Genomic DNA, 12,858 nt, shown 5'->3' with positions numbered 1-12,858 from the left:
GCCGGCGCTCGGCTCCGTCGTGCGCGACGGCGCGCCGTGTCCTCGGTTCGCTCGCTCACAGACGGCGGGCACCCGTCACGAAACTCGGTCCGCGGATTCTCGGCCGTCCGGGTCGAGCGGTAGCCGCAGGACGTGCAGCGGGTCGCCGAGAGGGGTGTGCCAGTCGCGGCTGGGGATGGGGAGGAAGCCCATGCGGTCATAGATCCGGCGAGCCTCGACCATGGCGGGCATGGTCGTGAGCGCCACGGCGGCGAATCCTTCCGCGCGGGCCAGCTGGATTACGGTGCGCACCAACGACGTTGCGGCGCCGAGACCGCGCGCCGACTTCGCGACGGCGAGCATGCGGAACTCCAGCTCGCCCGGCAACGCGGTCTCCGCGTAGGGGGTGCCTGGACGTGCGACGGTGAGGGATCCGACGATCCGGTCGGCGTGGGTGGCTACGAGGATCCGGGTGGAACCCGCGCGGCGGGCCGGATCGGCCAACTCCTCCACATAGGGGCTGCTCGCGCGGACATAACCCTCGCCGACGTAGACCTCCACCGTCAGCTCGCCGACGGCGTCGTATTCCTCCGGCGTCGCCATCCGGACGACGACGCCGGTCTCCCGCAGATCCATACCCGGCATGATGCCACCGGCCATAGCGGGGGCTGTGTCACGTCCAGCCGCATCCCTCGACCCGACTCCGCACTGCTATCGCTCCGCGCCGACCTGGTGCCCCGCCAAGGGCCCGACCTTCACTCAGCCGGGTTGCGAGATCTGCCACCGTTCCGGTTTGCCCGCGGGATAGACGACGGTGAGCAGATCGCCGATTTCCGGCCACGAGCTGGTGTCCCAGGTGAAGCGGCCGTAGACGACCGTGCCCGGCACAGAGGGGCCGGTGAGGTTGCCCGTGATGGTCACATACTGCTCGCCCGGGAGGTCAGGGCGCGGACTCACCCCGGTGATGTACAGCGTGCCCTGCTCCGGGTTCGTCGGCCGGACGCCCTTGCGGCTGCGGAGGGCGAACACGATCATCGACGCCAGCACCGCGATCAGGATTACCAGCGAGGCGAACTCCAGCATGCCCCCATGCTAGGTGGGTGCTACACCGGCGCCAGCTCGCTGGTGCCGTGCGCGGTGCGACGAACATGCCATACCGAGCTACGAGTCCGTTGCGAGCGCCCGTTGCCCCGATCGATGAGCACGCGGTTGCTGGTGGTGAAGATCAACTGTGCACCATGGGAATTGGTCTCCGGATTCTGGAACAGCTGGATCAGCCGGTCGGTCTCCTCGGCGGACAGGCAGGCACCGATGTCGTCGATGGCGAGGACGCGGCCCGCGTCCAGCGCGTCGAGCATGGCCGGTAGCACCCGCAGCAGCGACAGCGTCGCCGACGATTCGTCGCCGATCTCGAACGGGTTCGGGATGCCGTCGTGGACCAAGCCGAGGCCGACGCCACGCCGGGCCACCATCCGCGCGTACAGGGCGTCGCGCGCGGCCTTCAGGTTGGTCAGCTCACGTTCCAGCAAGATGCCGGTGAGGCCGTTGTCGCGCAGTAGCTGGTCGGCGTAGCCGGGCGAGGTGGCGCACAGCTCGATCTGTTTGGCCAGCCCCGCGATGTCCGCGTCCAGTTCGCGCAGGTAGTCGGCGTACATCGGGTCGTTCTCGGCGATGAGCAGATCGGTGATGCCGAGCTCGGCGGTGCGCAGCAGCATCAGCAGCCGTGCCGCGTTCTCCGGCGATCGGGACAGGTGACTGCCCAGCCGGTGGGCGATGGCGTCCGGCTCGGCCGGGCCGTGCTGGACCTCGAGCATGGATTCGAACCAGCGGTACGTGGGCACGAGCGCGTCGGAGTACATCTGCCCGGCCAGGCTCAGCAGCAAGGCGTTCGGACGGACCAGCGGCACCAGCGCGGCGATGCCGTAGCGCGCCGCCTCGAACATCGGGCCGATCTTGATCTGTTCCCCGCTGCGCTCGAACACGATTCGCTTACGCGAGCGCGGGTGGGTGTGCAGCCATTCCGCGCTCACGTCGGCGTTGTCCAGCCGGAAGCCGTAGGTGTACGGCACGCCCTCGGCGACGAACGCGGCCACGAATTCCGAAGGCCGATCCGGGAATCCGAGATGCGGCGCCCGCACCGGCCCCGCGTACGGGTCCCACCCGGTGACCGAGTGCAAGACCGCGTCCCGCATCTGCGCCAGCGCATCGATCAGGTTCGTCTTGCCCGCCGCGGCGCCGCCGTGAACGGCGGTCACCGGTACGGCAACGGGCCCGCTCCCCTTGGTGAGCCGCAACTCCTGCTTGTCGGCCAGCGATCTGTGGTTGGTCACCTGAAAACTGCGCAGCATGCCGCCATACTTCCGTCTGAGCCGTGAGGCGGCGAAACCAGGCTGGTCGTACCCGCGATCCGTCGACGATCGCGGGTCGAGTACGGGTACACGTGAGCCGACCACGCACACCGATTCGCCGACACACGGACCTGTGCCCTGATCCCGGAGCGGGAACATGACTCGTCCGGCAGAACAGGTCTGTGACTGATACCTCGGCGCTCCGCGCCAAGGTACGGTGACGCCATGACCGAGGCTTCGATCGCCTACCGCTGGACACGCAGCGAATTCCTACGCGCGTGCGAAGCGGAGGCTTTCGCCCATCGCGTCGAACTTGTCGAGGGGGAGGTATGGCCGGTGGTTATCGGAGACTGGCACGGGTTCACAGTGGGCCGGATCATCGCTCACCTGCCGCGTGTCGGCGCGGAGGTGACAACGGCAGCGCTACCGACCGGTGACTCACTGCCCGCCCCTGACTGCTGGGCGCTACGTTCAGGCGCGGAACCGGTCGACAGGATCGGCACCGAGCTGTCTGCTTGGACCGCGTCCGACGTGCTGCTCGTCGTGGAAGTCTCCGACGAAACCGTGGCACAGGATCTCGATCGCAAAGCGGTCCTGTACGGCCGCGCCGGATATCCGGTCTATTGGGTCGTCACTACAGAGGAGATCCACGAATACACAGAGCCGACGTCGCACGGTTACCGCACTCGGACCAGCTACTGGCCCGGCGACCACATTCCAGTGCACTACGCGGGCACTGAGCTTGCCGTGCGGGACCTGCTGTCCTCCCAGTAGCGCACACTATCGCCAGGACAACTTCCGTGATAGCGGGTTAGCATGCCTGCACGCTGCGGTCTTTTGCGGCGTACTGCCGAAGTTGTTCGATGGGATGAGGGTAACGATGCGACCGACGGTTCGTCGTCTTGTGGTTGGAAGCTCCGTCGTGGCCGCGCTGGCGCTGGGCACGCTGGTCGTGGCGCCGGACGCGGTGGCCGACGCGCCGTGTCCGGACGGCACCGCGCGCGTGTTCCTGGCCAACAGCACGAACACCTGCCAGGGCGGAGGGACGGTCAGCTACGACCCGCCCGGCGCGGTGTCGAAGGTGTGCTCGACGGCGACCGCCGACGTGACCGCCGAGGCCACGTTCAAGAATCGCCGCGGAAAACTGATCACCCAGAAGCTCGACCTGAGCAGCGGCCGCTGCGGGCGGTTCGACATCGCGGGCCAGTTGAACGCCACCGTGACGGTCAGCTGAACTACCTGCCCGTGCCGAACAGCAAAGCGCTGTCGCCGAATTCGTGCCACAGATAGCCGGTGTCCACCGCAACGTCATAGGCCGCGGCGACGGTTTGCTCGCCCGCCACGGCGACCAGAAGGTCCAGGTGTGACGCGCCGGGAGCGTGCCATCCGGTGATCAGTCCGTCGACCACCCGAGCCGGGCGGTCCGCCCCGAGCAGGAGATCGGTCCAACCGCTGGCCGCACGCACCGGACCGGATGGGTCCGCGGCGGTCTCCAGCGCGCGTGTCACCGTCGTGCCCACCGCGACAACGCGTCCACCGGCGGCTTTGGTGGCGTTCACCAGTCTCGCCGTGGAGGCGGGGACGACGAACCGTTCCGGGCTCGGCGGCTCCCCTGACTCCGGTGACGAAACGCCCGTGTGCAGGGTGACCGGCGTGAGCACGAGGCCCGCGGCGATCAGATCCAGCACCAGACGCTCGGTGAACGGACGTGCCGCACTGGGCATTTCCGCACTGCCCGGGACCCTGCCGAACACCGTCGAGTAGTAGGACGCCGACCACCGCTGCGACACATACGAATACGTGATCGGACGCCCGTGTTCGGCCAGCAATCGGTGAACGTCGGTGGTGATTTCCGCGATCCAGAGCCTTCGCGCACCCGGTAACCACGGCGCACACAGGGTTGCCGCGGCGCCCGGAAGTCGCAGCACGACCCCTGGCACGAGGCTCTCCGCTGGATAGGGAGTGCGCTGCGTGGTGCGCACCTCCACTACCCAGCGGCCGTCGTCCAGCCAGGTGGAGAAGTGCAGCGCGACCGGCTCGCCGTCCAGCGTGGCGTCGACCGCCGACGACATGGTGGCCGAATTGTTCACCACCAGCAGGTCGCCGGGTCGCAAGTGATCCGGCAGTTCCCGGAACCGGGCGTGGGTCAGCCCGGAGTCTGCGACGAGCAGCCGGACCTCGTCCCGCGCCAGGCCCCGCGCCTCGGGCGGGGCGGCGGCGTCCCGCTCTCGGGGCAGGACGAAGGACAGCCGGTCGGCCTGCACCGTCATGACATCCGCCCGACCGTGAAATCCGCTGCCGCGTACCGCCCGCTCTTGGGTTTCTCCGCCAGCAGCCGCAGCAGAGCGGGGACCACCGTCTCCGGCTCCGGCCGATCCGAGATGTCGACGCCGGGGAACGCCGCCTGATGCATCTCGGTGCGCATATCGCCGGGATCGAACGCGTAGATCGACAGCTCCGGATGCTCCGCCGCCAGGATCGCCGTGAGTTGATCGAGCGCAGCCTTCGACGAACCGTATCCGCCCCACTCGGGATAAGGCTCCACAGCCGCGTCGGAACTGATGTTCACCACGATGCCGCCGTGGCTCAGCAGCGGCAGCGCGAACTGCAGGATCGCCAGCGGCGCGACGACATTCGTGCGGAACACGCGCTCGAGTTCGTCGAGCGGATAGTCCGCGAGGCGCGGCAGCGGACTCGGCCCGAGCCTGCTGGCGTTGTTCACCACCAGAGCGAGTCCGCCCGCACCGCGTGCCGTCTCTGCCAGCCGCGCACGGTGGGCCGGGTCGGTGACGTCGCCGGGAACCGCGACGAACGCCGATCCCAGCTCGGCGGCCACGGTCGCCAACCGGTCGGCGCGACGCGCGGTCCCGAGCACGTGCCATTCCTGTCCGATCAGCGCCCGCGCGAGCGCCGAGCCGAATCCGGCCGATGCGCCGGTGATCAGAGCGGTCGGACGAGACATGATGACCTCCTGGTAGTTCGTCCTACCGGTCGATCCTCATACCTCGAGTTATCTTCAGGTCAAGTGCCGGTCACTCCTCGGCCGCGGCGTCTTCCGCGACCGTTTCCGGCGCTACCGCCTCGGGGCCGCCTTCCAGCAGCCGCCGGAACCCGTCCTCGTCGAGGATCGGTACCCCGAGTTCCTCCGCCTTGGCGGCTTTCGATCCCGGCGCATCGCCGACCACCACGAACGCGGTCTTCTTCGACACCGAGCCCGCGGCCTTGCCGCCGCGCAGCAGGATCGCCTCCTTCGCGCCGTCGCGGGTGAAGCCCTGCAGCGAGCCGGTCACCACGATGGACAGGCCCTCCAGCGTGCGTTCGATGGATGCGTCGCGCTCGTCCTCCATCCGCACGCGCGCGGCCCGCCACTTCGCCACCACCGCGCGATGCCAGTCGACGGTGAACCATTCCGACACGGCTGCCGCGATGGTCGGGCCGACGCCGTCGGCGGCGGCCAACTCCTCGACCGAGGCCTGCTGGATGCGATCCAGGCTGCCGAACTCGGCGGCCAGCGCACGCGCCGCGGTGGGGCCCACATGCCGGATGGACAGGCCGACCAGAACCCGCCACAGCGGCCGGTCCTTGGCGGCGGCCAGATTCTCCAGCAGACGTTTGCCGTTGGCGGACAGGCTGCCGTTCTTGTTGGCGTAGAGCGAGGTGGTGAGCAGTGTCGCCGCGTCCAGATCGAACAGGTCGCCCTCGTCGGTGATCGCACCGGACTTGAGCAGATCGATCGCGCCCTCGTAACCGAGCGCCTCGATGTCGAAAGCGCCGCGGCCTGCAACGTGGTAGACACGCTCCCGCAGCTGCGCCGGGCAATACTGCTGGTTCGGGCAGCGGATGTCGGCGTCGCCCTCTTTCTCGGGCCGCAGTTCGGTGCCACATTCGGGACAGTGCGTCGGCATGACGAACTCGCGTGCGTCCTCGGGGCGCGCGTCCACCACCGGGCCGAGCACCTCGGGGATCACATCGCCCGCCTTGCGGATGGTGACCGTGTCACCGATCAGCACGCCCTTGCGCTTGACCTCGGCGGCATTGTGCAGGGTGGCCATCGCGACCGTGGATCCGGCGACGGACACCGGTTCCATCACCGCGAACGGCGTCACCCGGCCGGTGCGGCCGACGTTCACCTGAATGTCCAGCAGCTTGGTCGTCGCCTCTTCGGGCGGGTATTTGTAGGCGATCGCCCAGCGCGGCGCACGCGAGGTGGAGCCGAGGCGGCGCTGCAACGCCATCTCGTCGATCTTGATCACCTGGCCGTCGATCTCGTGCTCGATGTCGTGCCGGTGCTCGCCCCAGTAGGCGACCCGCTCGATCACCGCGTCGATGCCCTGCACCAGCCTGGTGTGCTCGGACACCGGTAGGCCCCACGCGGCGAGCGCGCGGTACGCGTCGTATTGCGAGGTCGGCGTGTAGCCCTCCATGCGGCCGAAGCCGTGGCAGATCATCCGCAGCCTGCGCCGCGCGGTGACCGACGGGTCCTTCTGCCGCAGCGAACCGGCGGCGGTGTTGCGCGGGTTGGCGTACGGCGGCTTGCCCTCGGCCACGATGGCGGCGTTGAGCGTCTCGAAATCCTCCAGCCGGAAATACACCTCGCCGCGGACCTCCAGCAGCTCCGGGATGGGGAACTCGTCGCTGGGCGTCAGCTCGCCGGGGATGTCGTCGATGGTGCGGGCGTTCAGCGTCACGTCCTCGCCGGTGCGCCCGTCGCCGCGGGTGGCGCCGCGGACCAGGCGACCGTGCTGGTAGACGAGGTTCAGCGCGACGCCGTCGATCTTGACCTCGCAGAGGTAATGCAGGTCCGGCCCGGTCTCCGCCTCCACCCGGGCGGCCCAGGCGCGCAGCGCGTCGAGATCGAACACGTTGTCCAGCGACAGCATCCGTTCGAGGTGGTCGACCGCGGCGAAATCGGTGGCGAACCCGCCGCCGACGAGCTGGGTCGGCGAATCGGGCGTGCGCAGGTCGGGATGCTCGTCCTCGATCGCCTCCAACCGCCGCAGCAACGCGTCGAACTCGCCGTCGGAGATGATCGGCGCATCCCGCACGTAGTAGCGGAACTGGTGCTCGCGCACCTCGTCCGCGAGCCGCTGCCACTCCACCCGCTGCTCCGGCGTCGCCGGGGCCGCCGCACTGTCGCTGTCACTCACGCATCGCACATTAGCCGAGCCCACCGACAGGACACCGCCGTGTTCCCGCACGTCGCCGCCCTCGACAGCGGAAAATCCGGCCGGTCCGTTTCGTCGCGAGAACACGGTGGACGCCCGGCAAGCGAGGATTCCACGGCGGTTTTCGGGCGTTCTCGGCGTGCAACCGAGCGAGGCGCCCGACCGACCCTCGACGCCCGGAGTCCGCGGCCGCTGGAGGTCAGGAGTACGAAAGCTCTTCCGGTTCCTCGGCGTAAGCCCGCGCGACGTCGTTGGCCAGGCGGAGGGCTCGGCGACTCCACTCCAGCGAGCCGCCCGCCAAACCGCAGGCGGGACTGACCGCCACCCGCTGCGCGAGCGTACGACGGTGGAAGCCGAGCCGGTCGATCAGCCGGACACCCGGCTCGGCGTAGTCGCGCCAGGTCACACGGGTGGCCGGTGCGTGAGTCGGAACGACGCCGAGCACCAATTGCTTGCCTGCTTCGAGGGTTTCCCCGATTTCGTCCAGTTCACCGGTGCCGATCGTGTTCAGGTCGAAGCCGATCGCGGCGGCGGCACTGCGGCGCAGCAAGCCCAGCGCGGGTGGCTCGGCGCAGGAGTGCACGAGCACCGGGGCGGACTGGCCGGTGATCACGGTGTCCAGCACGGCGAGCGCTTCCGGCTCGGGCAGGGCGCGCACGGTGTTCAGCACGCTCACGCCTCGCAGCGAGCCGTCGAGCACCGCGGTCGAGGATGGTTCGTCCAGTTGCAGGACGACCTGCGCGCCGAGCCGCTTGCGCACCTGCGCGACATGCTGGGCAAGTCCCTCGGCCAACGACTCCGAGAGGTCGCGCACCGCGCCGGAATCGGTGAGCAGGCGATGGCCGCCGGGCAATTCCACCTGGGCGGCCAAGGTCAGCGGGCCCGCCGCCTGCACCTTGACCACGCGGTCGCGGCCGGACAGACCGGCGTTCTCCCATGCTTCCTCGAGTGCGTCCAGGTCGGCGCGCAGCAGGTCATGGGCCCGCCTCGACACCGCTCCCGGGCGCGGCGCGAGCCGGTAGCCCCGCGGCGTGGTGTCGAAACGCAGGTCGACCAGCAGCGCGGAGGCGCGCCCGATGAGGTCCGCGCCCGCGCCGCGATCCGGCAGCTCCACCAGGTGCGGCAGCTCTCCGAGTTCGCCGACGATGGTGGCGGCGGCTTCCCGTGGATCGACACCCGGCCAAGAGCCGACTCCGGTAGCGATTCCGCCCCGTATGCGTAGGGGCTCGGTCACCGCGCTGCCTTCTTGCGCCACACTATCCGTGCCGGTCTCGTGCACCGCTGCCGTACTCCGTCCGTTCGATTCCGCCTTTACCGGACTCCGCCGACCGCGGCGGTGCCACCGGCATCCGCGTTTCCCGCAACCGTACCGGCAGACAGGTCGGACGACGGCGCCGGAGGCCCGCCGCACAGCGGCCGGGTCCGGATCACCGCGCCGCCTCGGACCCCGCTTCGCTCGTGATTCGCTCGCGCGCCGTGGCGGAGATGGTCCCGCTGCCGATCACCTCGTCGCCCGCCGGATCCGGACGGTAGAGCACCACGGCCTGGCCTCGTGCGACACCGGTCAGTGGCTCACGCAGCCGCACGACCAGCCCGTCGCCCACCGGCTCGGCCACCGCGGGCGCGGTGCCGCCGTGCGCCCGCACCTGCGCCACGCAGTCGATCGGGCCCGCGGGCGCCGAGCCCGAGGTCCAGATGGCGCGCTCCGCCTCGACCGTCCAGACACGCAGCTCATCGGCCGAACCGACGTGGACGGTGCCGGAATCGGGGTCGATGTCGGTCACGTACCGCGGCTTGCCGTCGGCCGCGGGGCCCGGCAAACCGAGACCCTTGCGCTGGCCGATGGTGAACCCGTGCACGCCCTCGTGCCGGCCGAGCACCTGCCCGTCGGCGTCGACGACCGCACCCGGCCGGATGCCGATCTTCGCGCCGAGGAAGGCGCGGGTGTCGCCGGAAGGGATGAAGCAGATGTCGTGGCTGTCGGGCTTGTTCGCGACGGCGAGCCCGCGTTCGGCGGCCTCGGCGCGGATCCGCGGCTTGGGGGTGTCGCCAACGGGGAACATCGCGCGGGAGAGCTGCTGCGCGGTCAGCACCGCCAACACGTAGGACTGGTCCTTGTCGGCGTCGACGGCGCGGCGCAGCACGCCGTTGTCCAGACGCGCGTAATGGCCGGTGACCACCGCGTCGAAGCCGAGCGCCACCGCACGGTCGGCCAGTGCGGAGAACTTGATCTTCTCGTTGCAGCGCAGGCATGGATTCGGCGTTTCGCCCGCCGCGTAGGCGGCCACGAAATCGTCGATCACGTCCTCCTTGAAGCGGTCGGCGAAATCCCAGACGTAGAACGGGATGCCCAGCACGTCGGCGGCGCGCCTGGCGTCACCGGCGTCCTCCTTCGAGCAGCAGCCGCGCGACCCCGTGCGCAGCGTGCCCGGTGTCGCCGACAGCGCCAGATGCACGCCGACCACCTCGTGACCGGCGTCGACGGCACGCGCCGCCGCGACGGCCGAATCCACACCACCGCTCATCGCGGCGAGTACCCGCATCAAACACCTCCTCTCGCACCGGCCAGACCCGCGGCCTTGGCCCGCTCCACCACCTGCGGCAGTACTTCCAGCAACGCGTCGACGTCGGCGCGGGTCGAAGTGTGCCCCAACGAGAAGCGCAGCGACCCGCGCGCCTGCCACGGCTCGACACCCATGGCGATCAGCACGTGGCTCGGCTCGGCCACGCCCGCGTTGCACGCCGAACCGGTCGAGCATTCGATCCCGGCCGCATCCAGCAGCATCAGCAGCGAATCCCCTTCGCAACCGGGAAAAGTGACGTGCACGTTGCCGGGCAGGCGCCGCTCGCCGACGGGTCCGTTGAGCACCATGTCCGGGGACGCCGCGCGGATACCCTCGATCAGCGCGTCCCGCAAGATAGCCAATTCGGCTGTGCGCGTGGACAATTCGAGCGCCGTCTGGTGCAACGCGGCGGCCAGCCCGACGGCCGCCGCCGTGTCCGAGGTCCCGGAGCGCAGGTCACGCTCGTGCCCACCGCCGTGCAGCAGTGGCACGCACGGCACATTTCTGCCCAGCAGCAGCACGCCAACGCCATGGGGACCGCCGACTTTGTGTCCGGCGAAGCTCGCCGCGGACAGGCCGCTCGCCCCGAAATCGATCGGCAGTTGCGCGGCCGCCTGGACCGCGTCGCTGTGCATCGGCACTCCGAATTCCTGGGCGACGGCGGCGAGTTCGCCGATCGGCTGGATGGTGCCGACCTCGTTGTTCGCCCACATGACGGTGACCAGCGCGACGTCGTCCGGGTTCGCGGCGAGCGCGGCCCGCAGCACACCGGGTGCGACCACGCCCTCGTCGTCCACCGGCAGCCAGGAGACTTCCGCGCCCTCGTGCCGCTGCAACCACTCCACCGCATCGATCACCGCGTGGTGCTCGACCGCGCTGGCGATGATCCGGTTGCGGCCCGACTCGGCGCGACGCGCCCAGAAGATGCCCTTGACCGCCAGGTTGTCGCTCTCGGTGCCGCCGGAGGTGAAGATGACCTCCGAAGGCCGGGCGCCCAGATCGGCGGCGATCGACTCGCGCGCCTCCTCCAGCACCCTGCGGGCGGCGCGGCCGGAACCGTGCAGCGACGACGCGTTGCCCGTCGTATGCAGGGCAGCCGTCATCGCCTCGATGGCCGCGGGCAGCATCGGTGTGGTGGCCGCGTGATCGAGGTAGACCGTCTGGGGCGCCGCACCGTTGACCGGACCCGAAAAAGCCGACTTCATGACCGATAAAGCCTATCCCACCCTGACCTGCGCACCTTGGGGCGTCCTTCAGCCCGCTTGGATTCACTCACGATTCGCAACCCACTGACCGGCTTCCCGTATTCCCGGGGCCCTGGCCGCGGAGCCGCCGGTGGCCACAACCTCTTGGCGCGGGCGACCGAGCGGGGCAGCAACAGCGGCATCGACCGGACCGGATCATCGCGATCCTGCCCCGAAGATCGTGGCGCCACCTTCGTCGTTGACATCAGCACCACCTCCAATTACCTTTGCCATCAAAGTCAATTTGCTTTCATTGCAAAGGTAATCACCCTTCCCATCCACACGCGCGCGGGAGGGTCACCCGCTCACTGGAGGACGGCTTCATGGCACATCCGGAAACCGGCACCATCGAGGTCACGCGATGGATCCGCGATACCGCTCATCCGCTGGACGGCACCGACGTCGACGCACCGACGACGGACCTGGACGCACTGGCCGATCGGGCCGACGGCGTAGTCGTCGCCGGGATCGGCACGACCACCCGCGCGGGACACGAGCTGTCCGAGATGGCCCACCGCGTGCTTCGAGTACTGGTGGAGCGGAAGGGGTTTCGCGCACTGGCGCTGCTGGACGACGAGACCGTCGTCGCGGCGATGGACGAGTACATCCGCACCGGCAGCGGTGATCCGAGGGCACTGTTACAGGGCGCCTGGGTGCCGTGGCGTACCAGCGAGACCTTGGCGGTGCTCGAATGGGCACGCGAGTTCAACCGCGCGCATCCGGATGACCCGCTGCGGTTGTTCGGGTTGACACCGGAGGCCGCCAAGCCCTCGCATTATGCGCGGGTAACGGAGTTCGTCGCCGCTGTCGCACCGGAGCGGCTCGACGAGCTCAACGCGCATTACGCCCCGATCATTACCGCCCACCGGCTGGGTGAGCACATCCAGCGGGCCAACGGCAGCCATCCGGGGCGACCGTTCGTGGACCACGCCCGAGACGCGCTGACACTGGTCAGATCCCTACCCGGCGCCGAGCCCGCGGTCACGGACACGGCGCGACTGATCGTGCGATATCACGAATTCAGCACCGCTTCTGGCCGCCGCGACTTCGCCGCCGAAGCCGCGGATGCCGCCCGCCGTATCGCCGACTGGCACCAGAACACCGGCCATCGCATCGTGTACTGGGAAGGAGCATCCAACACCGCGGTCGCCGAGCAACTCGAACTCGCCGCGATGTCCCAGCACTTCCCCACCACGGGATTCCTCCTGCGAACAAGGTTCGGCACCGGCTATCTGTCGATCGGGGTCACCTTCCACGCGGGCGAGCTGCGCGCGAACCTCGCCGCCCCCGCCCCCTCGGCCGAATTCGCCGATTCCGTGCTCGACCTCCCCGAATACACCGCCTACCTGCTGGATCTGCGGACACCGCCGGTAGGCGCGGTACACCGCTGGCTGCACCGGCCGAGCCGCCTGCGCCTCATCATCGGCACCTACGATCCGGCCCACGACACCGACCACTACATCGCCGGCGCCGGACTCGGTGACTGGTTCGACATCCTGCTGCGCATCCGCACCATCACCCCGACACACCCACTCGCTCCCGGAGCGCGTGATTGATC

12 protein-coding genes are annotated in these 12,858 nt (G+C 69.4%); 3 read left to right on the top strand and 9 right to left on the bottom strand.

All coding sequences use genetic code 11. The annotated features are described in order from the left end of the window. Positions 1-75: 75 nt before the first annotated feature. The 3 genes from ACWPXK_RS10940 to ACWPXK_RS10930 all read right to left on the bottom strand — a co-directional run bounded on the left by ACWPXK_RS10940 (position 76) and on the right by ACWPXK_RS10930 (position 2,327). Positions 76-624: a GNAT family N-acetyltransferase gene (locus ACWPXK_RS10940; protein ID WP_454196412.1), complete on the bottom strand. Its 549-nt coding sequence runs from the start codon at positions 622-624 to the stop codon at positions 76-78. A gap of 114 nt (positions 625-738) precedes the next feature. Next, complete coding sequence (locus ACWPXK_RS10935) at positions 739-1,062, bottom strand: hypothetical protein (protein ID WP_454195950.1); 324 nt, start codon at positions 1,060-1,062, stop codon at positions 739-741. A 20-nt stretch (positions 1,063-1,082) separates the two neighbouring features. After that, positions 1,083-2,327 (bottom strand): AAA family ATPase, encoded by a 1,245-nt coding sequence (locus ACWPXK_RS10930; protein ID WP_454195949.1) that lies wholly within the window; start codon positions 2,325-2,327, stop codon positions 1,083-1,085. Positions 2,328-2,552: 225 nt separating this feature from the next. On the opposite strand from ACWPXK_RS10930, the gene ACWPXK_RS10925 reads away from it, so the two are divergent. Together ACWPXK_RS10925 and ACWPXK_RS10920 are read left to right on the top strand one after the other, a co-directional pair. Next, positions 2,553-3,101, top strand: a complete 549-nt coding sequence (locus ACWPXK_RS10925) for a Uma2 family endonuclease (RefSeq protein WP_454195948.1) — start codon at positions 2,553-2,555, stop codon at positions 3,099-3,101. A 130-nt stretch (positions 3,102-3,231) separates the two neighbouring features. Further along, a complete protein-coding gene (locus tag ACWPXK_RS10920) occupies positions 3,232-3,561 on the top strand; it encodes a hypothetical protein (protein WP_454195947.1) in 330 nt (109 codons plus the stop codon). Between the two features lies 1 nt (position 3,562). On the opposite strand, the gene ACWPXK_RS10915 is transcribed toward ACWPXK_RS10920, so the two are convergent. From ACWPXK_RS10915 to ACWPXK_RS10890, 6 genes are all read right to left on the bottom strand, one after another. Then, positions 3,563-4,597 (bottom strand): S-adenosylmethionine:tRNA ribosyltransferase-isomerase, encoded by a 1,035-nt coding sequence (locus ACWPXK_RS10915; RefSeq protein WP_454195946.1) that lies wholly within the window; start codon positions 4,595-4,597, stop codon positions 3,563-3,565. Further along, the gene (locus ACWPXK_RS10910) at positions 4,594-5,289 is read right to left on the bottom strand and encodes an SDR family NAD(P)-dependent oxidoreductase (RefSeq protein ID WP_454195945.1); all 696 of its coding nucleotides are present in this window, start codon (positions 5,287-5,289) and stop codon (positions 4,594-4,596) included. Before ACWPXK_RS10910 ends, ACWPXK_RS10915 begins: the two co-directional genes overlap by 4 nt. A 70-nt stretch (positions 5,290-5,359) precedes the next feature. Continuing rightward, entirely contained in the window at positions 5,360-7,474 is a 2,115-nt protein-coding gene (gene ligA / locus ACWPXK_RS10905) for an NAD-dependent DNA ligase LigA (protein ID WP_454195944.1), read from the bottom strand. A gap of 217 nt (positions 7,475-7,691) precedes the next feature. Then, a complete protein-coding gene (locus ACWPXK_RS10900) occupies positions 7,692-8,726 on the bottom strand; it encodes a methionine synthase (RefSeq protein ID WP_454195943.1) in 1,035 nt (344 codons plus the stop codon). A 193-nt stretch (positions 8,727-8,919) separates the two neighbouring features. Further along, positions 8,920-10,035: a tRNA 2-thiouridine(34) synthase MnmA gene (gene mnmA / locus ACWPXK_RS10895; protein WP_454195942.1), complete on the bottom strand. Its 1,116-nt coding sequence runs from the start codon at positions 10,033-10,035 to the stop codon at positions 8,920-8,922. Next, positions 10,035-11,261: a cysteine desulfurase family protein gene (locus ACWPXK_RS10890; protein ID WP_454195941.1), complete on the bottom strand. Its 1,227-nt coding sequence runs from the start codon at positions 11,259-11,261 to the stop codon at positions 10,035-10,037. Before ACWPXK_RS10890 ends, mnmA begins: the two co-directional genes overlap by 1 nt. Before the next feature lie 362 nt (positions 11,262-11,623). Here ACWPXK_RS10890 and ACWPXK_RS10885 point away from each other — a divergent pair, with 362 nt between their 5' ends. Then, positions 11,624-12,856, top strand: a complete 1,233-nt coding sequence (locus ACWPXK_RS10885) for an erythromycin esterase family protein (protein WP_454195940.1) — start codon at positions 11,624-11,626, stop codon at positions 12,854-12,856. Positions 12,857-12,858 lie beyond the last annotated feature (2 nt).

It is taken from the genome of Nocardia sp. Marseille-Q1738, from assembly GCF_965283145.1.
Note: the sequence above shows the minus strand (reverse complement) of the source record. Positions and strands in the feature narration are given on the sequence as shown.

What these genes read in the sequence shown, in the direction of transcription:
- ACWPXK_RS10940 (WP_454196412.1), bottom strand. Translation starts at nt 624, where the DNA reads ATGCCGGGTATGGATCTGCGGGAGACCGGCGTCGTCGTCCGGATGGCG.
- ACWPXK_RS10935 (WP_454195950.1), bottom strand. Translation starts at nt 1,062, where the DNA reads ATGCTGGAGTTCGCCTCGCTGGTAATCCTGATCGCGGTGCTGGCGTCG.
- ACWPXK_RS10930 (WP_454195949.1), bottom strand. Translation starts at nt 2,327, where the DNA reads ATGCTGCGCAGTTTTCAGGTGACCAACCACAGATCGCTGGCCGACAAG.
- ACWPXK_RS10925 (WP_454195948.1), top strand. Translation starts at nt 2,553, where the DNA reads ATGACCGAGGCTTCGATCGCCTACCGCTGGACACGCAGCGAATTCCTA.
- ACWPXK_RS10915 (WP_454195946.1), bottom strand. Translation starts at nt 4,597, where the DNA reads ATGACGGTGCAGGCCGACCGGCTGTCCTTCGTCCTGCCCCGAGAGCGG.
- ACWPXK_RS10910 (WP_454195945.1), bottom strand. Translation starts at nt 5,289, where the DNA reads ATGTCTCGTCCGACCGCTCTGATCACCGGCGCATCGGCCGGATTCGGC.
- mnmA (WP_454195942.1), bottom strand. Translation starts at nt 10,035, where the DNA reads ATGCGGGTACTCGCCGCGATGAGCGGTGGTGTGGATTCGGCCGTCGCG.
- ACWPXK_RS10890 (WP_454195941.1), bottom strand. Translation starts at nt 11,261, where the DNA reads ATGAAGTCGGCTTTTTCGGGTCCGGTCAACGGTGCGGCGCCCCAGACG.
- ACWPXK_RS10885 (WP_454195940.1), top strand. Translation starts at nt 11,624, where the DNA reads ATGGCACATCCGGAAACCGGCACCATCGAGGTCACGCGATGGATCCGC.